The organism is Streptomyces sp. NPDC107517, from assembly GCF_055582645.1.
In genome coordinates this window covers 1-22280 of record NZ_JBVJPM010000058.1, presented here as the reverse complement: position 1 = coordinate 22280, position 22280 = coordinate 1, and the positions used below count along the sequence as shown (strand labels likewise).

Annotated in this window: 19 protein-coding genes; 10 read left to right on the top strand and 9 right to left on the bottom strand. The window is 68.6% G+C overall.

Annotated features, from left to right (window positions below):
* The first annotated feature begins 121 nt into the window (after positions 1–121).
* The gene (locus tag ACZ67T_RS44480) at positions 122–595 is read left to right on the top strand and encodes a hypothetical protein (protein ID WP_469992556.1); all 474 of its coding nucleotides are present in this window, start codon (positions 122–124) and stop codon (positions 593–595) included.
* 964 nt (positions 596–1559) lie between these two features.
* Here the strand turns inward: ACZ67T_RS44480 and ACZ67T_RS44475 are convergent.
* From ACZ67T_RS44475 to ACZ67T_RS44460, 4 genes are read right to left on the bottom strand one after another with little or no spacing between them, the layout of a single operon-like run.
* On the bottom strand, positions 1560–2744 hold the full coding sequence (locus tag ACZ67T_RS44475; RefSeq protein WP_469992555.1) for a glycoside hydrolase family 99-like domain-containing protein: 1185 nt from the start codon (positions 2742–2744) through the stop codon (positions 1560–1562).
* On the bottom strand, positions 2741–3553 hold the full coding sequence (locus ACZ67T_RS44470; RefSeq protein WP_469992553.1) for an ATP-binding cassette domain-containing protein: 813 nt from the start codon (positions 3551–3553) through the stop codon (positions 2741–2743). Before ACZ67T_RS44470 ends, ACZ67T_RS44475 begins: the two co-directional genes overlap by 4 nt.
* A complete protein-coding gene (locus ACZ67T_RS44465; protein WP_469992551.1) occupies positions 3550–4578 on the bottom strand; it encodes an ABC transporter permease in 1029 nt (342 codons plus the stop codon). The genes ACZ67T_RS44470 and ACZ67T_RS44465 overlap by 4 nt, the downstream gene beginning before the upstream one ends.
* 11 nt (positions 4579–4589) lie before the next feature.
* On the bottom strand, positions 4590–5696 hold the full coding sequence (locus ACZ67T_RS44460) for a sugar ABC transporter substrate-binding protein (RefSeq protein WP_469992549.1): 1107 nt from the start codon (positions 5694–5696) through the stop codon (positions 4590–4592).
* A 197-nt stretch (positions 5697–5893) separates the two neighbouring features.
* Here ACZ67T_RS44460 and ACZ67T_RS44455 point away from each other — a divergent pair, with 197 nt between their 5' ends.
* From ACZ67T_RS44455 to ACZ67T_RS44445, 3 genes are all read left to right on the top strand, one after another.
* The gene (locus ACZ67T_RS44455; protein WP_469992548.1) at positions 5894–6928 is read left to right on the top strand and encodes a LacI family DNA-binding transcriptional regulator; all 1035 of its coding nucleotides are present in this window, start codon (positions 5894–5896) and stop codon (positions 6926–6928) included.
* 189 nt (positions 6929–7117) lie between these two features.
* Complete coding sequence (locus ACZ67T_RS44450) at positions 7118–8890, top strand: glycoside hydrolase family 140 protein (RefSeq protein WP_469992546.1); 1773 nt, start codon at positions 7118–7120, stop codon at positions 8888–8890.
* Between the two features lie 136 nt (positions 8891–9026).
* A complete protein-coding gene (locus tag ACZ67T_RS44445) occupies positions 9027–9320 on the top strand; it encodes a hypothetical protein (protein ID WP_469992544.1) in 294 nt (97 codons plus the stop codon).
* Here ACZ67T_RS44445 and ACZ67T_RS44440 read toward each other — a convergent pair.
* Together ACZ67T_RS44440 and ACZ67T_RS44435 are read right to left on the bottom strand one after the other, a co-directional pair.
* A complete protein-coding gene (locus ACZ67T_RS44440) occupies positions 9202–9990 on the bottom strand; it encodes a phytanoyl-CoA dioxygenase family protein (RefSeq protein WP_469992543.1) in 789 nt (262 codons plus the stop codon). The genes ACZ67T_RS44445 and ACZ67T_RS44440 overlap by 119 nt on opposite strands.
* A gap of 180 nt (positions 9991–10170) precedes the next feature.
* Positions 10171–11130: an IS630 family transposase gene (locus ACZ67T_RS44435; RefSeq protein ID WP_469992541.1), complete on the bottom strand. Its 960-nt coding sequence runs from the start codon at positions 11128–11130 to the stop codon at positions 10171–10173.
* A 348-nt stretch (positions 11131–11478) separates the two neighbouring features.
* Between ACZ67T_RS44435 and ACZ67T_RS44430 the strand changes: the two genes are divergently transcribed.
* Together ACZ67T_RS44430 and ACZ67T_RS44425 are read left to right on the top strand one after the other, a co-directional pair.
* Positions 11479–11658, top strand: a complete 180-nt coding sequence (locus ACZ67T_RS44430) for a hypothetical protein (protein ID WP_469992539.1) — start codon at positions 11479–11481, stop codon at positions 11656–11658.
* The gene (locus ACZ67T_RS44425; protein WP_469992537.1) at positions 11655–12071 is read left to right on the top strand and encodes a hypothetical protein; all 417 of its coding nucleotides are present in this window, start codon (positions 11655–11657) and stop codon (positions 12069–12071) included. The genes ACZ67T_RS44430 and ACZ67T_RS44425 overlap by 4 nt, the downstream gene beginning before the upstream one ends.
* A gap of 38 nt (positions 12072–12109) precedes the next feature.
* On the opposite strand, the gene ACZ67T_RS44420 is transcribed toward ACZ67T_RS44425, so the two are convergent.
* From ACZ67T_RS44420 to ACZ67T_RS44410, 3 genes are all read right to left on the bottom strand, one after another.
* A complete protein-coding gene (locus ACZ67T_RS44420) occupies positions 12110–15055 on the bottom strand; it encodes an FAD-binding and (Fe-S)-binding domain-containing protein (RefSeq protein WP_469992535.1) in 2946 nt (981 codons plus the stop codon).
* Positions 15056–15232: 177 nt separating this feature from the next.
* Positions 15233–16096: a DUF6282 family protein gene (locus ACZ67T_RS44415; protein WP_469992533.1), complete on the bottom strand. Its 864-nt coding sequence runs from the start codon at positions 16094–16096 to the stop codon at positions 15233–15235.
* Entirely contained in the window at positions 16089–16952 is an 864-nt protein-coding gene (locus ACZ67T_RS44410) for a carbon-nitrogen hydrolase family protein (RefSeq protein WP_469992531.1), read from the bottom strand. The genes ACZ67T_RS44415 and ACZ67T_RS44410 overlap by 8 nt, the downstream gene beginning before the upstream one ends.
* A 92-nt stretch (positions 16953–17044) precedes the next feature.
* Between ACZ67T_RS44410 and ACZ67T_RS44405 the strand changes: the two genes are divergently transcribed.
* The 4 genes from ACZ67T_RS44405 to ACZ67T_RS44390 are packed head-to-tail and all read left to right on the top strand — an operon-like array spanning position 17045 to position 22115.
* Complete coding sequence (locus tag ACZ67T_RS44405; RefSeq protein ID WP_469992529.1) at positions 17045–18388, top strand: AMP-binding protein; 1344 nt, start codon at positions 17045–17047, stop codon at positions 18386–18388.
* A 10-nt stretch (positions 18389–18398) separates the two neighbouring features.
* Positions 18399–20792 carry a bifunctional salicylyl-CoA 5-hydroxylase/oxidoreductase gene (locus ACZ67T_RS44400; RefSeq protein WP_469992527.1) on the top strand — a complete coding sequence of 798 codons (2394 nt, stop codon included), beginning with the start codon at positions 18399–18401 and terminating at the stop codon, positions 20790–20792.
* Positions 20789–21262, top strand: a complete 474-nt coding sequence (locus ACZ67T_RS44395) for an acyl-CoA thioesterase (protein WP_469992526.1) — start codon at positions 20789–20791, stop codon at positions 21260–21262. The genes ACZ67T_RS44400 and ACZ67T_RS44395 overlap by 4 nt, the downstream gene beginning before the upstream one ends.
* Complete coding sequence (locus tag ACZ67T_RS44390) at positions 21249–22115, top strand: PaaX family transcriptional regulator (protein ID WP_469992524.1); 867 nt, start codon at positions 21249–21251, stop codon at positions 22113–22115. The genes ACZ67T_RS44395 and ACZ67T_RS44390 overlap by 14 nt, the downstream gene beginning before the upstream one ends.
* The last annotated feature ends 165 nt before the right edge of the window (positions 22116–22280 follow it).

Genomic DNA, 22280 nt, shown 5'->3' with positions numbered 1-22280 from the left:
GCCCGGTGGTCGCTGCGCCTGCTGGAGAGGCACGTGGCGCTGAGCGAGGACATCCCGAACCTGGACCACTCCACGATCGGCCGGGTCTTAAAAAAACGGAACTGCGTCCTCATCTGAAGAAGTGCTGGACCATCCCACCACGAGGGAACGCGGAGTTCGCGGCCACGACCTGCAGGACAACGTCACCGCCCCCTACCTCCTCACCGGCACTACCCCCGCCGACACCCGCACCCGCTTCACCGGCAACAAGGGAGTCGACCAGATCGACGGCTGGCTCGTGGCCCGCATCGGCGGCGAAGTCATCGACGGATCCCACGACTTCGCCAACCAGCTCTACGTCGCCGGCCAGCGCATCCGCGTCGTGCAAGTCACCCGCAAACTGGGCTCGGGCACATGCCAGGTACGCCTCGACGCCGACGGGCAGTCGGCGGGGGCGCCCGCGCTGGAGACGGGGGCGTCGGCCGACTCCACGACGCTGAGCAAACCCCCGCTCGTCGACGGCACGGACAAGCCGGTGCGACTGACGGCGCGGGTGATGGAAGCGGCGGGGGCGGCGGGACTCGAGGTGCAGTTCGGATATCAGGTGCTGAGCTGACGACCCGGCTGCGGCAGGGGCCCGCTCTGCCGGGCAGACTCCTGCCGGGCAAGGGCCTGTCGAGTAGGCAGGGACCGGGAACACACGGCGGACAAGTGCGGGGACCGCCGTCGCGGAACGGCGTGGCGGCCGCATGTATCGGCCGTCGCCTGCGAGTCTGTGGGATGCTCCCCGGGACGGCTCAGGCCCCCAGACCCCCGAGGCAGCAGCACGCGGAAGGTCGCGCCCGCACCCGGGGAGGTGACGAGCGTGACGCGACCGCCGTGATGGCGAGGCCCAGGCCGCTGCCGCCTGCACCGGCCACACGGGAGCGTGCCCGGACGGTCCGGGTCGAGAGGAACTCTGAGCGCGCCAGGTCGACAGCCGCTCTGTACCCGCTGGCGAGGGGCATGGAGTAGGACCGCAGAGCCCCTGGCACAGTAACGGCAGGCCGGTCGCGGGCGGCCAAACGCCCGGTTGAACATACCGCGCCGGGAGAGCCGCTGCCGCGGCCGGGACGGCACATCGGAGTGGCTGGCCGATGCCCCCTGCGGTATCCCCGCGACCTCGCCGCGGGGGCATCGTTCGTTCCCTGCAAAGCAGCCGTCGTGCGCCCCGCTCAAGCGCCCCAGGGCGCTTCTCACCGGGGGGAGACAGGCAGGAGGTAGAGGGACGGGCCCCTTGCGGGACGGCGCAGAGAGGCCCCGATGCCGGGCAGACACCCCAGGTTTGCACCGCCATCCCCGCTGTACGTCCCCACAGGCTGTTGACGAACCCAGGGCGCGGCACGCGTAGCCGAGTACGCAGGTCGTGCCAGGCGGAGTCCACGACCGGCATGTCCGACAGCTACGGCCGGTGCGGCGGATCAGGCCCACCGCGATACTCAGCCGAGCGGGACGTCGATGTCCTTCGCCGAGATGGCAGCGAGTTCCGCCCCTTTGGGAGGCAGATGCTCGCAGCCACAACTGCCATCGGTGTCAATGCCTCAGTAGTCCCGACTCAGACGTCGGCTTCCGGTCAGGACGTCGCCGGCGGCGTCCAGGTAGGGCGTTCCGTCCTCGTCCGCTTCGAGGTAGGAGCCTTCCGTCCATTCGTTCCACGCGTTGACGGTGACTGCGCCGGGCCCGACGGACGGTGCCGCTTCGACGGCGTCGGCGAGCGCTTCGGCAAACTGCTGTGGACTGCGGTCTCCGATCACCGGCGTGAAGGGGTACTCCTGGTCGTCGGGGCGGGGCCAGGTGCCGGCGCAGCGGGGAGTGGGGTCCCAACCGACGGTCACGTTGGGCAGGTAAGGCCTGCCGTATGTTTCGGGGGCCGTACGCCAGACTTCGCGGGCTCGGTCGGCCAGCTTCGCGTAGGGGGAGGTGGGAAAGGTGTCCAGGCCACTGTCCTGGTGGTGCATCCATGTGTAGTGGGTGGTGCTGTCTGCGTCGAGTCGGTCGAGGAGCGCGACGCCGTCGGGGGTGTACCAGTTGGTGCAGAGGTTGAGGTGGATCTCGGCACCCGCGGCGGCGGCCCGCCGGCGCAGGGTTTCCAGCATCGACCGGGTGGCGGCGACTCCGCCGCAGGCTTCGACGAGTGTCTCGAGGTCGTAGAGGGAGAGGTAGGCGCGGCCGTCAATCCGCCAGTAGGCCGGGTGGATGAGGTAGGTGCTGACGATGTGGTCCAGTGCCCGCTCGACGTCGTAACGGCTGCGGGGCTCCCGCAGCAGCACCGGCGGTTTCGAATCGGCGGCGGGAAAGAGGTCGAGCCAGGGATGGTTGGCCCACATCAGGGCGAAGCGGAAGTCGTCCGACTGCCCCGCGCCGGATGTGAGGGCGGGCAGCAGTCCGCGGTCGAGGAAGCCGTTCAGGAAGGGCGCGTTGTCGTACCGGTACCAGTCGACGATGAACCCGGTCAGTCCCGCTCGGGACGCGGCGTCCACCTTGGCGGCCGCCACCTGGGGGTCGGATTCGTCGGCGGGGCCGTCGGCCGGTCGGCCGGGCGGGCGGTGCCCGGCGAAGCGCGGACGCGCCGTGCCGAGGATGTCCCATTCGGTCCAACCAGGGCGGTGCATACGGTCGTTGACGGGGTCCGCATGCCACTGCGGGTAGTAGTACGCGAGCACGTCCACCGCTGTGGACCGGTCGTCCGGCTGTCCGGTGTTCGTGCGATCGGTGCGCGCGGTCATGCAGTGGCCTTCTCGGGTGCGGTGGGGGTGGTGACCGGTACAGGGTCGGCGCCGTAGACGATGAGCTTCACGATCTCGTCGACCGTGGTCTCTTCCTTGGCTCTGATCCCGGCCACCTTGCCCAGGTGCATCACGAGGAAGCGGTCGGCGACGGGCCAGATCTGCTGGAGGTTGTGGCTGATGACGATCTGGCCGCGGCCTTGCTCGCGCAGTGAGGCGATCAGGTCCATGACGCGTCCGGACTCCTGGACGCCCAGGGCGGCGGTGGGCTCGTCCATGATGACGACGTCGGCTCCGTGAAGGAGCACACGGGCGATGGCGACTGCTTGGCGCTGTCCTCCGGAGAGCAGGTTCACCGGCACGCGGACGCTGGGCAGGCGGAATGTGAAGTCGCTCAACACCCGCTCGGCCTCTGCGCGCATCCGGCGTCGGTCCACGAACGGACCGCGCTTGAGCTCGCGTCCGAGGAACAGGTTCGCCGCGACATCACGGGTGTCGACGAGTGCCAGGTCCTGGTGCACGGTCGCGATGCCCGCCTCGGTGGCGTCGGCGGGGCGGGAGAAGCGTCGGGTCCGTCCGCTGACGGACAGCGACCCTCCGTGGTCGTGGTCGTGCACACCCGAGAGGATCTTGATAAGGGTGGACTTTCCGGCTCCGTTGTCCCCGACCACGGCCAGCACTTCGCCGGCGTGCAGGTCGAAGCTGACGCCGCGCAGGGCCTGCACGTGACCGAAGGTCTTGGCGAGATCGGTCACGCGCAGCAGCGGCGTCGCGGTGTCGGTCGCGGGCACGGTCGGGTCGGGGGTCATCGCTTGTTCCTCCGTTCGGCGATCGCGCCGAGCACGACGGCGAGTACGAAGACCGCGCCCCGGACGGTCTGTTGGTAGTAGGTGTCGACGTCCAGAAGAGTCAGGCCGTTGTTCAGCACGCCGATCAGAAGCACCCCGGCGAGCGTGCGCTGGACCGTGCCGGAGCCGCCGCCGAGCCCGATGCCGCCCAGAAGGACGGCGGTCAGGACGTCGAAGGCGATGTTCATCCCGTAGTTCGGGCCACCGGAACCGGCCTGCCCGGCGGTGATGACGCCGGTCACCGCGGCGAGTAGCCCCGTGGCCAGGAACACCCCCGTGAACAGGCGCTTGACCTTGACGCCTGACCGCAGGGCGGCGTGCTCGTTGCTGCCTGTCGCGTAGACGTGCCAGCCGGTGCGCGTCCAGGTCAGCAGGACCCAGCCGGCCAGGAAGAGGACGAGCATCAGCAGGAACGGCAGCGGCAGGCCGAGCGGGCGCAGGGCCACGGTGTCCTGGAGGGCCAGGTTGTTCATCGGTTCGAGTTGGCCGCTGGTGGAGATCAGCGCGAAGCCCTGGATCGCGATGCCTGTGGCGAGTGTGACGATGATGGCGTTGATGCCGACGCCCACCACCAACAGGGCGTTGAGCGCGCCGACGAGCAGTCCGGAAAGCAGGCCCAGCAGGACTGCGACCGCGGTCGGCAGATGGGCGCTCTCGATGGCCAGAGCCGTGACGACCGAGGACAAGCCCAGGACCGATCCCACACTGAGGTCGAGCTGACCGGCAATCAGGGCGATGGTCATGCCGACGGCCAGGATGCCGGTGACCGCCACGGTCTGCCCGATGTTGAGGAGGTTCTTGGTGACGAGGAAGTAGGGCGAGGCGAAGGAGAATCCGATCAGCAGCGCGGCGAGCGCGGCGTACAGCCCGTATTCCAGTCCGCGGTCCGTCCAGCTGCGGCGGACCTCCGGCTCTGCGGCGCGGGGCGTCCCGGTGCCTGGCGTCGGCCGAGGCTCCACCGCCCCTCCGGCCGGCGCCTGACTCATGGCAGACGGTGTCATGTCGAGCCCTTCGGGTAGTACTGGTCGACGTTGTCGTGGGTCAGCACGCGCTTGACGCGGTAGCGGGCGAAGGGCCGGTCCATCGCGGTCGCGATGGCGGCTTCCACCCAGTTCCAGCCTTCGGCGTAGGGGGCGAAGTCGATCGCGCCGAGCAGCACGTCGCGGTTGGCCGGGTCCCGAAGGGCGGTGCGCGAGGCCGCGTCGCCGCCGGATGCCACGGCCAGGGCGTCGGAGGAACGGTGAGCGCCGCGCAGTGCGTTGAGCGCGCCGAGCACCGGTTCGTCGCCGTAGGAGACGAACAGCACGACGTCTTCGGGGTGGGCGGTGAGGAAGTCGGAGACTGTGTTCCGTGCGGACGTGGTCGGGTCCTGGCCCGGCGGTATGAGCCGGAACATTCGCTTCTTCGGGATGTCCAGCGCCGAGCCGGCCTCGGCGAAGGCAGCGTTGACACGGGTGTCGCAGGGCTGGCAGTTGGGCGAGGTCAGCCCGACGACGTCCACTGTCCGGCCCTTCCAGGAGCCGCCGAGCTTCTTGCGGTAGGCGTTCTGCATCAAGGAGATGCTCTGCGCGCCGACGGCTTTGTCGTCGATGCCGATGCTCGGGGCGTTGGTGCTGGAGTCGTCCAGGAGGACGACCTTGGATCCGTCCTTCTCCACCGCATGCACGGTCGGCCGGTTGAGCGTGTTCCCGCCGACGATGTGCGGACTCTTCACAGACAGCCGTTGGTACTGATTGACGGCCTGGTCGTAGGAGAAATTGAGGTCTGACTCGTCCAGTTTCACGCCGTAGAACTTCGCCGCGGCCCGCATCCCTTGGGACCAGCTGCGGAAGGTGGGGTAGCTCATCGCCGGGTTCAGAAAAGCGAGCCGGAGCTCCGGGAGGTCCTTGGGGACGGCGAAGACCGGCTTCACCACCCGATCGCCGGAGGCCTTCTCGATCTCCCGGGCGGTGTAGCGCGGGCCGTTCATGGCGGCTTTGGCGTCGAAGTCGGCCGGTCCCGGAGGCGCGCATGCGGTCGCGATCATCGCGACCAGTGCGGCGACCGTGGCTGCAGTGGCGCCTCGCGCCTTGCGGGCCGTCGGGGGCGGCAGGGACAGCGCCATGTCCGTCTCCTCGGAGAAGGTCAGCTCCGGAAGCGCACGGAGCAACGAATAGGAACGGTCATATGACCGATCATCTGAGGACCGTAGGTGCACGCTCATGCCGTGTCAACGGGTATTCCCAAACTGATAGTTGGCGCTCCCGCCGCCAGGCGACCGTGTCGTAGGATCGATCATATGGATGCCGTCAGGACGTTTCGATGAACCGGCCGTCGCGGGTGACCGCCCGTGACGTGGCACGCGAGGCGGGCGTTTCCCGCAACACCGTCTCCCTCACCATGCGCGACAGCCCGCTCGTACTGCCCGAGACCAAGGCGCGGGTGCTGACGGTGGTGGAGCGTCTGGGGTACCAGCCGCATGCCGCGGCCGCCGCCCTGCGGTCGGCACGCTCGCACACACTCGGTTACCTGGTGCGCCGTGAGCCCGAGGTGGAGGTCCTCACCGAGGTCGACGTGTTCCGCAACCGCACCTGGCACGCCATCACCGACGCCGCGGAAGCCCGCGACCACTTCGTGCTGCAAAGCGGCCTGACGGACCCGAGGCACTGTCGCGCACTGTTGTCCAGCGGCCGCATCGACGGCTTGCTGGTCGATCCGCTGGTACCGGACACCTTGCTGTCCGAGCTCGTCGCCTCGCAATTGCCGGTGATGGCGATCGGACGGTCGACGGACATCCCGGAGGTGGGCTGGGTGCGCGCCGACGAGGAAGGAGGAGCGCACGCAGCGGTCACGCACCTACTGCAAGGCGGCCACCGCGACATCGGCATTCTGAGCATCCGTCAGCCCAACCACCCCATCGTCGCGGAGCGCGAAGCCGGCTTCGCACGGGCGCTGGGCGACCACGGGATCGAACCGTCGTCCGTCGGGCGCTGGTACGGCGACTGGACCTTCGAGTCCGGCTACCAGAGCACAACCACACTCCTGCGGGCCCCCCGACGCCCCACCGCACTGTTCGTCCTGGACGAACTGATGGCCGCCGGCTGCCTCAAGGCCGCGCGCGACGCGGGCCTGACCGTCCCGCAGGACCTCTCGGTACTGACCGTGGAGGACTCGAAGTGGGCGCAGTACATCGACCCACCCCTCAGCGCCGTGCACGTGCCCATGTACGACGTTGCCCGGCACGCCACGGAGGCCCTGCTCGACGTTCTCGCCGACGACACGGAGGCGGCCGCGACCCGGCGCACGGTGCCCACGGAGTTCGTCGCCCGCGCCTCGACCGCGCCGCGCTCCCCCTGACGCGGACCGGTCGCGGGGCTGTCCCCTGTCTTGACTGCGCGGGACCGGCTGCCTAGCGTGCTCCCGGCTGAAACGTTCCAAGCGCGGTCATGAGCCTCCTCCCGCGCCAGGCGCTCCGAACGAGGGCGCACATCCCGCCATGCCCTCCGCCTCTTTCCTCACGATCGCCCCGTGAAAGGACTTCGCGGCATGTCCCCTTCGCGTTCCTCGCAGCACACGCACCGCGCACCACTCCTGCGCGGCAGCCTGACCGTCCTGCTGATGGCAGGTGCGGCCCTGACAGCGTCCGGCGCCCCGGCGGCCCCCGCCACCGGCGCGGCCTCCACCCACACGACGGTGGAGTGCTGGCGCACGGTCGAGATCAAGCTCACCGCCCGGTCCACGTACCGCGATCCGTTCCAGGACGTACAAGTGAACGCGGTGTTCCACGGCCCCGCAGGCCGCACCGTCACGCGTCCCGCGTACTGGGACGGCAAGTCCACCTGGAAGGTGCGCTTCGCACCCCCCACCACCGGCCGGTGGACGATGACCACCTCCGCGACCAACGCCGCCGACAAGGGGCTCAACGGCGTCACCCGGACCGTCCATGCGGTGTCCTACTCCGGAAGGCAGCCGATCTACCGGCACGGGTTCCTCAAGTCCAGTGCCGACGGCCACTACCTCCAGTACGACGACGGCACTCCGTTCCTCTACCTCGGCGACACTCACTGGGTCCTTCCACACGAGCGCTACGGCACGTCCAACGCACCGGGCGTGGCCTCTCAGTTCCGGTATGTCGTGGACAAGCGCGTCAAGCAGGGCTTCACCGTCTACCAGTCGGAACCCATCTGGCAGCCGCACGGCGCCTCCGACCGAGGCGCCCAGACCCACCACGGCCCCGACGAGGAGAAGGTCGCCGACCTGACCGACGGATTCCAGGCCGAGGACCTGGCCGGATTCGCCAATCTCGACCGCAAGTTCGCCTACATCGCGGACAAGGGACTCGTGCACGCGAACGCCATGATCGCCTGGGCGGGACAGCCGGAAGAGTTCCCGCAGGTGATGACCCCCGAGTTCATGGCCAGGATGGGCCGGTACTGGGACGCCCGCTATGGCTCCTATCCGGCGATCTGGACGGTCGCGCAGGAGATCGACAAGGACTTCTACGGCCGCTACTCCGGCGAGGCCATGAAGCCGTGGACGGCAGCGATCGAGGCGCTCGACCGGGCCGACTCCTACCACCAGCCGATCATGCCCCACCAGGAGAACACCGACAGCACCAGCGTCGAGAACTCCCGCTTCGCGTCCGAGCCTTGGCACACCGGGTTCGCCTCACAGTGGCAGCAGACCGACGGATGGAACCAGAAGCTGGCCGAGGAGTACTGGAACTCCGGCAAACCGACTCTCGCGTACGAGACCCCCTACGAGGACTTCTGGGCCGACGGTCGGCACGCATTGAGCGCCTACTACAAGAGTTACCTGCTCGGCATGCGCGGCTACGGGTACGGCGTTTCAGGGCTGTGGAACGACGTGTACTCCACGCCAGGCGCACCCCTCGACGCAGGTACCGAGTACGAGCTCCCCGCGCGCTACCAGTGGTGGAAGACCGGCGCGGACCGCACCACGGCCGACCAACTCGGCTATGGCACACGGCTTTTCGCTTCCCTGAAGTGGTGGAAACTGACACCGCGCTTCTCCGACAACGCCTGGTCCGACTTCGGCGACAACAAAGACGCGTACCTGGCCAGCGACAGGAACAAGACCTACGTCGCCCTGTTCGCCGACGGCACACAGCGCACCGGCACCCTGAAGGGCCTGGACCGTCAACACCCCTACCGGGCCTCGTGGTTCGACCCCCGCACGGGCGCACGCACGCCGGCCGCCACCGGCTTCTCGGCGCCGTCAGGATCCTGGACCGTTCCCGCCAAGCCCACGACGGCCGACTGGGTACTGCTCGTCGAACGGTCCCCTGCATCCGGCTGACCGCCTCCTCGGCGGCCGGGTCAGCGGCTGTGACGTTGTTCAGCGACTCCGGCAATTGGCTTCGAGCAGCCCCGGTTGGTGGTGATTTCGCTGCCGCTGGACGCCCTGAACCGGCCCGGGGAATAGTCGGGACCGAATGAGGCGGAAGGGGAGTCGGGACACCGCGATCGAGGTGAAATTGCGGCGGGCGCTGTTCGCGGCCGGGTTGCGATGCCGGGTGAATCGACGGCCGGTGAAGCACGTGCGGCGGGAGGCGGACGTGGTGTTCGGGGCGCGGTGTTCGTTGGGCAAGGGCGGTCAGGTCGCGGTCATCAGGGGACGGGCGGGAACGCGTCGTCGGGGAGCGTCGCGCCGGGCTCCAGGCCGAGCGGATCCGTGCAGACGTGCCGGTCTCCGGTGTAGCGGAGATCGCGATCGACGTAGATGTTGACGTGTGCGAACCGGAACTCGTCGTTGGCGTTGGCGGTGTGCGGCGTGTACCCGGAGTGGAAGGTGATGTGGCCGGCCCAAAGCGGGATGGTCACCCTGGGGCAGTAGGAGAGACCAGGCGCAGCCTCGAACAGATCGCGAGCGTCGCCGCCGTCGATAGCCCGCAGGTCCCGGCGCTCCTGCTGGCCGGGGATGAAGGTCATACAGCCGCGCTCCACGGGGACATCGACCAACGCGATCCAGGCGGACAGCGAATGCCGGCTGTGGGCGTGCGGCCAGTACGGCGCGTCCTGATGGAACTCGGTCGGGGTCCCGTTGCGCGGCTGCTTGATCAGCAACTGGTCGTGCCAGATCCGCAGCGGGATCCCTGCCAGCCGGCCCGCAAGAGCCGCCACCCCGGGGAGCAGGGTGAGCTCGCGCAGGACCTTGTCGCGCTGCCAGATGTTGACCACCTGCTTGAACATCCGGTTTTCAGGGTCCAGTCCCTGTTCGGGGGCGCAGACAGCACGTGCGGAGTTCCGGAACCGTTCGACCTCATCGGGCCGAAGCACACCGGGTATGTGGACGAAACCGTCCGCGCGGTATCGGGCCATCATCAGGTCGGTCAGTACCGGGTCCTGAGGCTGATCCTCGATGCGTGCCGAGCGGATAGCCTGATCTGCTGGATTCATGTCCATATCGTCAGCGCACCGCCGTACGGCGACTAGTGTCTCGTGATCCTTTTTGCGTCAGTTCGCATTGTTGTTGACGAGTTTCTTCACGTTGGTCTGGACGAGCCGAACCTTGGCGAGAACCTCGTCGGTGGTCGCGGTCCAGGTGAAGGGTTTTACCTCCTGGTTCCAGGAGTTGGGTTAGTCGCGGATCTGCTTGACCAGGACGTTGACGCTGGAGAACGTCCCGCGACGGATCGACTGCCTCGTCAGGATGCCGAACCAGATCTCGATTTGGTTCAACCAGGAGGAGCCGACGGGAGTGAAGTGGAAGTGGATATGCGGGTTCTTCGACAACCACACCTTCACCTCCGGCGTGGTGTGCGTGGACAGGTTGTCCAAGACGACGTGAATCTCCTTGCCCGCGTGTGGTTTTACGGCCTTCTTCAAGAAGGCGAGGAAGGTCGCACCGTTCCGGTTCGGCTTGCACTCACCGATGACTTCCCCGGTGCCGACGTCGAGGGCGGCGAACAGGTTCGTCGTGCCATGCCGCACATAGTCGTGGGTGCGCTTCTCGGTCGCCGCGAACGCCACGGGCAACACCGGCTGGGTCCGGTCCAGCGCCTGCACCTGCGTCTTCTCATCGATCGACAGCACCACCGCGCCGCCCGGCGGGTCCAGGTAGAGACCGATCACGTCGGCGACCTTCTCCGCGAACACTGGGTCCTTCGAAAGCTTGAAGGTGCCCGACCGGTGCGGCTTGAGATTCTCCTCCCGCCAGATCCGCGCAATGTAGTGCCAGGACACGGTGACGCCCTCGGTCCGCTTCAGGTACTTCGCCAACTCGCGTGTGGACCAGTGCGAAAGACCAGTGCCAGCCGGCGGCGTCATACGCGTCAGCGCAATCACCCGGGCCCGTACCCGCGCCGGCACTTGTTCCCGGGCCCCGCCAGGCCGGTCGCCTTCCAGCCCGGCCAGGCCATGCTCGGCATAGCGGCGCTTCCAGCGGTCCACCGTCGGCAGCGACACTCCAAGCAGCTCGGCAATGTCCTTGCGTCGACGCCCCTCACCCGACCACAGCACGATCCGGCCCCGCATGGCTATGTCCGCGGGCACGTCCCTGCTGTTCACCAACTCCCGCAACTCGGCGGCCTGTTCCACGGAGAGCTCCATACCCAGAGACCCTGCCACACAAGATCAAGTAACGCTGACGGAATCACGAGACACTAGTTGACGCTTCGGGGAAAGCTCGCCTGGTGACACCACAGCCTGATGCCAGCCGAGCTCATGCCAGAACATCGTGGTGCCTGCCACAGTCCACTTTGCAGGCACCATTGAGCCCCGATCCACCAGTTGGTGATGCCGGGCTATCGGCCAGGAGGCAGAAGTGCCTTGTGACCTGTGATGATGGGAGTTCTTCAGGCTTCCAGCCCTCTCTGTCAACGTAGGTCAAGCCAGGCATACTGGATGATTCATTGCGTCGAGGGCGGAGAAGGAGTAGTGCGCCAGGTGGCCAGAACCAACGACCACGGGACCCCTGATCCGCAGGTAGAACCCCGTTCCACCGGTCCGGGCCGGTACTCGGCGGAGTACAAGGCGAGGATCCTGGCCGAGTACGAGACGCTCGACCGGCAGGGCAAGGGAGCCCTGCTGCGCCGGGCTCTCGATCCGCGGGTGGTCGGCGCGTGAACCTCAACCCCCTCCTCCCGGTGCTCGACCTTCAGGAAGACGCAGTCCGGGCCCTGGCCGACGATCTCCGCACCCAGATCGACACCCTTCAGACCCAGCTCCGCGAGGCTGAATTGCGTCTGGAACACCTCGCCATCACCCGCACGACCATCACCGGCCTCGCCGACCGAATCCCGGTCCAGAGCGCCGGCCCATCAGGGAGTCCGGAGCTGCCCGAGCGCCCGGACTACCCGCGCACTCTCGCCGTCTTCAACGACACCACCGGGCCACTGTGGGCCCGCGACATCTGTCAGGCCCTCGACTTCGAGCTCCTGCCGAAGCACATAGAACGCACCCGCGCCAAGTTGAAACGCCTGGTCACACTAGGAATCCTCGCCGAGGCCGAGCCCGGCACGTTCAGCAAGAAGCAGTAACCAAGTCCGTAACGGACATCAACTCACGAACCGCCCACTCAGTCCCCGGGCGGGGCGCCGCTGGCACGGAGCGCTTCCGCGATGACCTGTACCAGGTGGCGGCTGTCCAGGCCAGCGAGGTCGCGGACCTGGGTGCGGCAGGAGAAGCCATCGGCGAGGATCCTCCGGTCCGGGTTGTCGGATGCCTTGACGAGGATGCCGCTCCTGGCGATCTTCTCCGAGACGTCGTAGTGCCCCTTCTCCATGCCGAAGTTCCCTGCCAGGCCGCAGCATCCGGCGGACGTCTCGACGTCACAGCCCATGGCTTCCAGGAGCGCCCGGTCCGGGTCGTACCCCATGACGGCGTGGTGGTGGCAGTGGGGCTGGACGAGGAGACTCTCTGCGGCGTGCGGCGGGGTCCAGTCGATCGAGGTGAGGAACTCCGCGACGGTCTTCACCGAGCGGGCGAGCTCGGCGGCGCGCGGATCGTCGGGGAGTAGTTCCACGAGGTCCGAGCGCAGAGTGGCCGTGCAGCTGGGCTCGATACCGATGACGGTCCGTCCTGCGCGTACGTGCGGGAGCAGGAGGTCGAGTGTCGTACGAAGTCTGGCCTTGGCGGCGGTGAGTTGGCCGGTGGAGACCAGGGTCAGGCCGCAGCAGGCTCCAGGCGCGGCGATCTCGACATCGCAGCCTGCGGCGGACAGCACGGTCAGGGCGTCGTGTGGGATACCGGGGTCGAGGGCGTCGGAGAATGAGTCGACCCAAAGGAGGACCTTGGGGCTGCCGGGCTTCGCCGGGGCCGTCGGCTGCGGCCTGGTGCGGCGGAACGGCTTGCGGGGCAGCAAGGGCAGCGATCGGCGCCCGTCGGCGCCGATCATCGACATCATGGCCCGGCGAAGCGGCGTGATCCGGCCTGCGAGATTGATCAGCGGGGCCAGCGGCGCGGCGAGCCGGAGCCACTGCGGTAGGCGGCCGAGGGTGTAGTGGCTGAGTGGGCGCAGCCGTCCCTTGTACGTCTGGTGCAGGGACTCCGACTTGAACATGGCCATGTCGATGCCGGTGGGGCAGTCGTTGGCGCATGCCTTGCAGCTCAGGCAGAGGTCGAGAGCCTCGTGAACCTCGGGCGAGGCCCAGCTGTCCGTGACGTGGCCGCCGTTGAGCATTTCCTGGAGCATGCGGGCTCGGCCGCGTGTGGAGTCCTTCTCGTTACGGGTGGCGGTGTACGAGGGACACATGAAGCCGCCCTGTTCGCGCAGGTCGGCGCGGCATTTGCCGACGCCGACGCAGCGGTGGACGGCGCCGGTGATGTCGCCGCCGTTGTGCGCGAACGCGAAGCCGTCGCTCGCGCGCAGTGGGCGGGCCTGTGGGCGGCGCAGGTCGGCGTCGAGGGGGGCCGGGCGGACGACGACTCCGGGGTTGAGGAGGTCGTCGGGGTCCAGGAGTGCCTTGAACGCCTCCATGGCGTGCAGGGCTTCGGGGCTGTACATGGTGGGGAGCAGTTCGGAGCGGGCGCGGCCGTCTCCGTGTTCGCCTGACAGGGAGCCGCCGTGTTCGGCGGCGAGGGCGGCGGCGCGTTCGAGGAAGCGGCGCATGGGGGCGCCGCCGCCGTCGAGCGGGAAGTCGACGCGGAGGTGAACGCAACCGTCGCCGAAGTGGCCGTAGGCGAGTCCGGAGACGTTCTCGTCGGCCATGAGGGCCTCGAGTCCGCGCAGGTAGTCGCCGAGTTGCTCGGGCGGTACGGCGGAGTCCTCCCAGCCGGGCCAGGCCTGCTTGCCGTCGGCGGTACGACCGGCGAGGCCGGCGCCGTCGGCGCGGATCTGCCACAGCCGGGTCGCTTCCGGGCCGGCGGGGAGAACGGCCGTGTCGGTGGCGCTCGAGGCGGCGACCAGCTTGCCCGCAGCCTTGAGTGCCGCCTCGGAGGTGGCGCCGCCGACCTCGGCGATCAGCCAGCCTCCGCCCGCGGGCAGGGTCGGTACGGCGGAGCTGCCGTGCGCGCGGCGGACGACGTCGACGAGCTGCGCGTCCAGTCCCTCCAGAGCGAGCGGTCGGAACGGGAGCAGGTGCGGCACATCGTCTGCGGCGGTCGCCATGTCCGCGTAGCCGAGGACAGCGAGGGCGGGGGCTGGGGCCTGCCGGACGAGTTTGACCGTGGCCTCAAGGAGGATGCCGCAGCTGCCTTCGGTGCCGGTGAGGGCGGCGGCGAGGTTGCGGCCGTTCTCGGGCAAGAGGTGTTCGAGGGAGTAGCCGGAGATTTGGCGGCCGAAGCGACCGAACTCGGTGCGCAGGACGGCCAGGTTACGCGTGACGAAGTCGGAGAGTCCGGGCACGGCGTCGAGCGCGGCGTCGCCCGACCCTGCGGTGATCACGTCGCCGCTTCCGGTCAGCCAGGTCAGGGAGACCACGTTGTCGGCGGTGCGCCCGTAGGACAGTCCGTGCGGTCCGCAGGCGTTGTTGCCAATCATGCCGCCGACGGTGCAGCGGGTGGCGGTGGAGGGGTCGGGCCCGAACCGCAGCCCGAGCGGCCGTGCTTCGCTCTGCAGCGTGCTCAGCACGACGCCAGGTTCGACGACCGCTGTCGAGGTGTCGGCGTCGAGCGACAGGACGCGGTTCATGTGCCGGGAGAAGTCGATGACGAGGCCGGGGCCCACGGCGTTCCCGGCGCAGGATGTGCCGCCGCCCCGGACGGTGACGGGCACGCCGTGAGTACGCGCGATGCCGACCGCGGTGATCACGTCGTCCTTTGTACGGGGTGTGAGCACGGCCTGCGGAATGATTCGGTAGTTCGAGGCGTCGGTTGAGTAGACGGCCCTGGTCGCGGACGACCCGTCGACGAGGTCACCGAGGCGGTCGAGCAGCGCGTTGACGAAGGCGCTCGCGGAGCGAGCGGGGGTGAGAGGCGACGCGGATGCGTACGCCTCGGTGTCACGCCGCTCAGGGGGCGACGCCTTGGTGTCGCGCGCCTCGTGGGGGAACGCCTCGGGGTCGGGCGTCGGATCGTCTGCCATGGTCGCGTCCATCGGGTGGTGCTCGCGAAGAGCGGTCGGTTCTGTTCTGTTCGGCTGATGACGCCTGTCGGTGGCAGGCCTCGGGTGTCAGGTCTCCGTGGGCCTTGACCGGGCGGCCGGTCGGTCGGTCGTCGGCTCTGGGCCGGTATCCGCGGCGCCCGAAGCCGGCGGAGAAGGTCAGCGCTCCTCCCTCGCCGGCCCGGCACCGCTACTGCAGCACGAGTGCCCTGGGGATGTCCGAGGCCGAGGCTCGTAGCCAGGCGCGGTCGAGGCCCTCGGCGGCGAGCGCGTCGATGAGCTGTTCCAGTGCCTGGGCGGTTCGGGGCTGTCGGGCTGGCCCGCGTCGGAGGCGAGGACCAGGCGCGGTCCCGCCGCGCGGGCGACCTGGGCGAGGCGGGCGGCGGTCATGCCCGGCTGGTGGAAGAGCTGGTACGCGGTGATCTCTACGTACGCGCCGCGCTCGGCGAGTTCGGCGATCTCCTGGGGGGTCATGCCGGGGACGGTGTACGACGGATGTGTGAGGAGGAACCGGTCGATGCCGCGGGCCTGAGCCTGGTCAAGCAGCCACCGGCATTCGGGTCCGCTGACATGGCCCGTGCACAGCACCGCGTCGTGCTCGGCGATGAGGTCGAGGACGAAGGTGGCGTTCTTCGCGGCCTCATCGTCGGGGGCGAGTACCGGCGGGACGGCCAGGACCGAGCGGTCCAGGCGCGCGTCGAGGTCGCCGAGGCGGGGCAGCTTGGCGCTCTCCTGGGTGTGGGAGTCGGCTGTGGGGAACCACACGACGCGGCCGCCGGTGGACAGGGCCGACAGGACTGCGGCCGGATTGACGCCGCCGACGGCGCGGTTGAGGGTGATGCCGCCGACGACGTCCAGGCCGGTCGAGCGGGCCAGCGCGCTGGCCCGGCCCACGGTGGACTCGTGATGTGCCTTCAGGACGAAGCCGCTGTATCCGGCGGCGGCGTAACCTGCCGCGATCTGGTCGTCGTGCCCGATCCGGGCAAGCACGTCGGGGGCGGCATGGACATGGACGTCAAACACGTGACTGCTGCTTTCGGGCGGTGGGCAACGGGGGGCTGGGCAGGGCCCCGGTGAGGAAGTCGGTGCGGCACTCGGCGAGCAGCGGGACCTGTGCCCGAAGCCGCCGCAGCGCCGCCAGGTCGAGATCGGCGACCGCGGTGCCCGGCTCGCTGCCGAGCCGGGTGAGGACACGGCCGTCGGGCCCCACCACACGCGAGCCGCCCCAGAACCGGGCCTCACCGTCCGTACCGCATCGGTTGACGAAGACGACGTAGCACTGCAGGAGTTTCGCGGTGTGTTCCAGCAGCACGTCCCATGTGCGCCGGATCCCTGCCGGGTCGGTGCCTTCCATACTGGCCACCGGCACGATCAGTACCTCGGCTCCGCCCTGGGCGGCCCGCCACGGCACGACAGGGTGCCACATGTCGTTGCAGATAACGGTGGCGATCCGGGCCCCGCGCAGGAGGGTGATGCGCAGGTCTGTGCCAGGCCGGAACAGGAGATGTTCGTTCCAGGGGGCGTAGGACACGGGCTGGAGCTTGCGGTGCAGATGGCCGGTCCCGGTCACCCGGTCGGCCAGCAGGTAAGAGTTGCGAGGCAGTCCTGAGGCGCTGCGCTCCGCGAAACCCACGCCGATACCTTGGGACACCAGGGCGGTCAGCCGGGGATCGTCCCGGTCCAGGAGGTCCGTCTGGCGATGCTGGGTGAACCCGTAGCCGTGGGCGGAGAGCTCCGCGGTGACGGCGAGGTCGACAGGGCCGAGCCGGTCGCGCAGAGCGGCGATCTTGCCGAGGTTGTCATCCACAGCACCGTGCACGGGTGCGGTCTGCAACAGCCCCACTCGCAGCGTCGCTCGGTCCTCGGTGGTGTCATGCACGGTCAGTTCAGCTTGCTGGCGGCCAGCCACTGGTTCGCCACCTCCTCCGGCCGCTTGCCCTCCACGTCGACCTGCGCGTTGAGCCGTGGGCCGTGGCGGCCTGGCTCGGTGTCCTCAAGGCCGGCGGTGTCGCGGTCGTCGCCTTCTCCGCGCTGCGGGCCCGTGAACTCGCCCCGATCGTAAAGAAGTCCCAGCCCCGCTTCGCCCTGGTCGACCACCGCTGCGTGGAGGACATGGACACCCTCACGGACACGGTCGCGCCGTCCCTGAGAACCGTCGTCGTCGGCGGTGACGGCACGGACGATCTCGTGCGGACAGCAGCCGCGAAGAGTGGGACGTTCACCGCTGTGGAGACCGCGGCCGACGATGTCGCGCTGTTCTGCCCCACCTCGGGAAGCACGGGCGCACCCAAGATCTGCGCGCACTTCCACCGCGACATCCTCTCGATCGACAACACCTTCGGCAAGCACGTCCTCCAGCTCCGGCCCGACGACATCGTGTCCTGCACAGCGCCGTTCGCGTTCACCTTCGGGCTCGGCATGCTGGTCGTCTTCCCTCTGCGCGCGGGAGCCTGCGGATTCCTGACCGAGTCCGTCACACCGCCCCAGCTCGCCGACCTGCTGCCCGAGCACGGTGTGACCGTGCTCGCCACCGCGCCGACCGCGTACAGGCAGATCCTCGACGCAGGCAAGGCCCACCAACTCACCGCACTGCGCACCGCCGTGAGCGCCGGCGAGCACATACCGGCCCAGACCTGGCAGCAGATTCGTGACACGACCGGGCTGAGCATCATCGACGGCATCGGCGGCACCGAGCTGCTGCACATCTACATCGCGGCGTCCGGCGACGACATGCGTCCAGGAGCCACCGGCAAGGCGGTTCCCGGCTACCGCGCCACCATCCTCGACGTCGACGGCAAGGAAGCCGGCCCCGGCATCGAAGGCCGTCTCGCCGTGCGCGGACCGGTGGGCTGCCGCTACCTCGCCGACGAGCGTCAGACCAGCTACGTACACGACGGATGGAACCTCACCGGCGACACCTTCACACGCGACGAGCACGGCTACTTCTACTACGCCGCACGCACCGACAACATGATCGTCTCCTCCGGCTACAACATCGGGGGACCGGAGGTGGAGGCGGCCATCGACGACCACCCGGACGTACAGGCGTCGATGGTCGTCGGTAAGCCGGACCCACGCCGTGGATCACTGGTGTGCGCGTTCGTGGTCCTGCGCGAGGGCGTGGCCGGCGACGAGGCCAAGGCCAAGGAGATCCAGGACTTCGTCAAACGCACCCTGGCGCCGTACAAGTACCCGCGCGAGGTGCGCTTTACCGAATCGCTGCCCCGCAACGCCAGCGGCAAGCTGCAGCACTTCGCGCTGCGCAGGCTCGTGGAAGAAGAAGCCGCCCGGGCGGCCGAGGAAACACAGAACTGAGGACAGGACGATGAAGATCGCAATTGTCGGCGGAGGCCCCGGCGGCCTGTACTTCGCCGCGCTGATGAAGGGGCTCGACCCGTCGCACGAGGTCACCGTCTGGGAACGGAACGCTCCGGACGACACCTTCGGTTTCGGTGTGGTGTTCTCCGACGAGACCCTGGGCAGCATCGAGGGCGCCGACCAGGTCATCCACGACGCGATGGAGAGCCGGTTCGCCCGCTGGACCGACATCGACATCACGCTCTCCAGCCACGAGGGCGCCAGCCGCACCCTCACCGTCGGCGGGCAGGGCTTCGCCGCGATGAGCCGCAAGGAACTGCTGGCAATCCTGCAGCGGCGCGTCGACGACCTGGGCGTCACCGTCCACTACCGCACCCAGGCTCCGGACACCGACGAACTCCGCGCCTCGCACGACCTGGTAATCGCCGCCGACGGCATCAACTCCGCCATCCGCACGAAGTACGCCGACGTCTTCCGGCCCGACCTCGACCGGCGCAGGAACAAGTACATCTGGTTCGGCACCGACCTGGTTTTCGAGGCCTTCCAGTTCCTCGTGAAGCAGACCCGGTGGGGCACCATGCAGATCCACGGGTATCCCTACTCCGACCAGGGCTCGACGTTCATCGTCGAGATGCACGAGGACGTCTGGCGCGCCGCCGGCCTCGACAGGTCCAGCAACGACGACCTCCCACCCGGCGTCTCCGACGAGTACGCCGTCGAGCGGATGCGCGAGATCTGGTCCGAGGAACTGCACGGCCACCAGATCCTCACCAACAACTCCAAGTGGATCAACTTCCATACGGTGCGCAACGAGCACTGGTCCAACGGCAACGTGGTACTGCTCGGCGACGCCGCTCACACGGCCCACTTCTCCATCGGGTCGGGCACCAAACTCGCCATGGAGGACGCCCTCGCTCTCGCCGCATGTCTGCACGAACACCCCACCGTCGAGGCCGCGTTGGAGGCGTACCAGAAGGAACGCAAGCCGGTGGTCGAATCCACCCAGCGCGCGGCTCAGGCGTCGCTGGAGTGGTTCGAGAACATCGGCATGTATGCCGACCAGGACCCCGACGAGTTCTGCTTCAACATGCTGACCCGGTCCCGGCGGATCACCTTCGCCAACCTCGCCGAACGCGACCCTCAGTTCGCCGACCGGATCGAGGCCAGCTTCGCCGCCCACAACAACACGCCCCAAAGCCCGGCCATGTTCCAGCCCGTCACCATCGGCGCCCTGGAAATCAAGAACCGGATCGTGCTGGCACCCATGGACATGTACCGCGCCGTCGACGGTCTGGCCAACCAGTTCCACGTCGTTCACCTCGGCTCGAAGGCGCTCGGTGGTGCCGGTCTCGTCATGACCGAGATGGTCTGTGTGTCGCCCGAAGGCCGGATCACTCCCGGCTGCACCGGGCTCTACACCGACGAACAGAGTGCCGCCTACCGAACCGTCGTCGACTTCGTGCACGCGAACTCCACCGCCAAGATCGGCGCCCAGCTCGGTCACTCAGGACGCAAGGGCTCCACCAAGATCATGTGGGAGGGGATGGACCAGCCCCTCGACTCCGGCAACTGGGAGGTCATCGCACCCTCGCCACTGCCCTACGGTCCCGGCTGCCATGTCCCCCGCCAGGCCACCCGCGCCGACCTCGACCACGTCGTCGCCGACTTCACCGCCGCTGCCCGGCGCGCCGTTGCCGCCGGCTTCGACCTGATCGAGGTCCACGCCGCCCACGGCTACCTGCTCAGCTCGTTCCTCTCCCCCCTCGCCAACCAACGCGACGACGCATACGGGGGATCACTGGAAAACCGGCTCCGCTTCCCCCTTGAGGTCTTCGACGCGGTCCGCGCCGCCGTCCCCGACGGCTTCCCCGTCACCGTGCGCATCTCAGCACACGACTGGGTCGACGACGGCAACACCGACGACGACGCCGTTCTCATCGCGGAGGCCTTCGTGGCCCACGGCGCCGACGCCGTGCACGTCTCCTCCGGCCAGGTCGCCAAGGAAGAACGCCCCGCGTTCGGCCGCTCCTACCAGACGCCCTTCGCCGACAAGATCCGCGCCACGATCGCGCGGAAAGCCGGCGCCAAGGTGATAGCCGTCGGCGCCATCTCCTCCCACGACGACGTCAACTCGATCCTCCTCGCCGGCCGCGCAGACCTGTGCGCACTGGGCCGTCCCCACCTCTACAACCCCCACTGGACTCTGCAGGCCGCCGCCGAACAGGAGTACACGGGAACCGGGGCCGACTGGCCGGACCCCTTCCGGGCCGGGCGACGCAAGCCCCCGACCTCCAGGACCGACAAGATCCCGCCGCGCCTGAGCCTGCTGCGCGACGGAGAGGCCGGCGCCGCGCACGTGCGCTGGAAGCCAACCGTTCATGCCGCCGCGGCAACGACGTGACCGACACACACACGCCCCGCGTCGGTGTCTTCCACTCCCAGGTGGAATGGATCGACACCGACGCGGCGGGGATCTACCACAACAGCACCGTCCTGCGCTTCGTCGAAGCCGCCGAGGCGCGGCTCATGGCACAGCACGGACTTCACGACTACTTCCCCGCAGCACCGCGCGTCCGCTACGAAGTCGACTTCGAAGCACCACTGTTCTTCGGTCAGCAGGTCACCACCACCGTGGAACTCGCCCGCCTGGGGACCACCTCGATGACCTTCGTCTTCGAGGTGTGGGGCGAGGCCTTCCGCGGCCGGTCCCGCAGACGCTCCGCCCATGGCCGCTACGTCAGCGTGCACATCGACCGCAGCCACGAAGAAGGAGCCCGCAGCGCACCCTGGCCAGCCGCCTGGGTCAGTAGACTGACCGGCACTCAGACTCCGCAAAGCCCAGGCACAATATCCCCCTATGACCACTCGTGATGACGCCCGTCCCGCAACGCAGCGCCTGCGCACCCTACTGGTCACCTTCCTCGGCTCCGTCGTACATCGGACCGGCGACTGGATGCCGATCGGCGGCACCGTCGAACTCCTCGCCCAGGCAGGGCTCGATCCCACCAGCGTCCGAACCTCGGTGTTCCGGCTCAAGAAGCGCGGCTGGCTCGAGTCGGAAAGCCGCGACGGCGTCCGCGGCTATGCGCTCACCGAGTCCGCGGTCGCCGAACTGACCGCGGGCGACGAGATCATCTGGCACTCCCGCCGGCCGGCCGATCTCGCGCAGGGGTGGTGCGTGGTCAACTTCTCCGTCCCCGAGGCCCAGCGCGACAAGCGGCACCAGTTGCGCAACCACCTCACGTCCCTCGGCTTCGGCAACATCGGCGCGGCGGTGTGGATCGCTCCGGCCCGCATGCGAGCCGAGGCGGAGAAAGCCATCGCTTCGCAGGCAATGACCGATCACTGCGCCATCTTCGTCGGCGACTACGTCGCGGGCAAAGACATGCAAGCGCTGATCCATGAGGCCTGGAACCTCGACGAGATCGACAGCCGATACCGCCAGTTCGTGGACGCGTACTCCGCAATCGAGCAAGACCCCGTGGCGCTCGAGAACCTCGGCGTCCAGGAAGCCTTCGTCCAGTACCTCGAAGTCATCGACCACTGGCGAAAGCTGCCCTATCGCGACCCCGGTCTGCCGTCGCAAATCCTTCCGGACGACTGGAGCGGTCCGGCCGCGACAGCGCTGTTCGAGCGTCTCGTCGCAGCGCTCGAGAGCCGCGCCCTCGAACACGTGTCCGTCACCTACGGAGCCCACGGAGCAACTCTCAACTCCCGTTCATGAGCGGGCGGGTGCTCTGGCCGGCACCCCTGCGGCGGGCTGATCCGTTCAGTGATGCAGGAGCGGTGACTGCGTGACTCCTCCCCCCGGATAAATCCGGGGGGCTTCTCCTGTCGGTGGCTATGCCACGTCGGGAAGGACCAGCCCGGCCCTGAGTGCGACGTTCCA

What these genes read in the sequence shown, in the direction of transcription:
- ACZ67T_RS44390 (WP_469992524.1), top strand. Translation starts at nt 21,249, where the DNA reads ATGACCACTCGTGATGACGCCCGTCCCGCAACGCAGCGCCTGCGCACC.
- ACZ67T_RS44475 (WP_469992555.1), bottom strand. Translation starts at nt 2,744, where the DNA reads ATGACCGCGCGCACCGATCGCACGAACACCGGACAGCCGGACGACCGG.
- ACZ67T_RS44440 (WP_469992543.1), bottom strand. Translation starts at nt 9,990, where the DNA reads ATGAATCCAGCAGATCAGGCTATCCGCTCGGCACGCATCGAGGATCAG.
- ACZ67T_RS44400 (WP_469992527.1), top strand. Translation starts at nt 18,399, where the DNA reads ATGAAGATCGCAATTGTCGGCGGAGGCCCCGGCGGCCTGTACTTCGCC.
- ACZ67T_RS44455 (WP_469992548.1), top strand. Translation starts at nt 5,894, where the DNA reads ATGAACCGGCCGTCGCGGGTGACCGCCCGTGACGTGGCACGCGAGGCG.
- ACZ67T_RS44420 (WP_469992535.1), bottom strand. Translation starts at nt 15,055, where the DNA reads ATGGCAGACGATCCGACGCCCGACCCCGAGGCGTTCCCCCACGAGGCG.
- ACZ67T_RS44460 (WP_469992549.1), bottom strand. Translation starts at nt 5,696, where the DNA reads ATGGCGCTGTCCCTGCCGCCCCCGACGGCCCGCAAGGCGCGAGGCGCC.
- ACZ67T_RS44450 (WP_469992546.1), top strand. Translation starts at nt 7,118, where the DNA reads ATGTCCCCTTCGCGTTCCTCGCAGCACACGCACCGCGCACCACTCCTG.
- ACZ67T_RS44470 (WP_469992553.1), bottom strand. Translation starts at nt 3,553, where the DNA reads ATGACCCCCGACCCGACCGTGCCCGCGACCGACACCGCGACGCCGCTG.
- ACZ67T_RS44465 (WP_469992551.1), bottom strand. Translation starts at nt 4,578, where the DNA reads ATGAGTCAGGCGCCGGCCGGAGGGGCGGTGGAGCCTCGGCCGACGCCA.
- ACZ67T_RS44445 (WP_469992544.1), top strand. Translation starts at nt 9,027, where the DNA reads ATGAGGCGGAAGGGGAGTCGGGACACCGCGATCGAGGTGAAATTGCGG.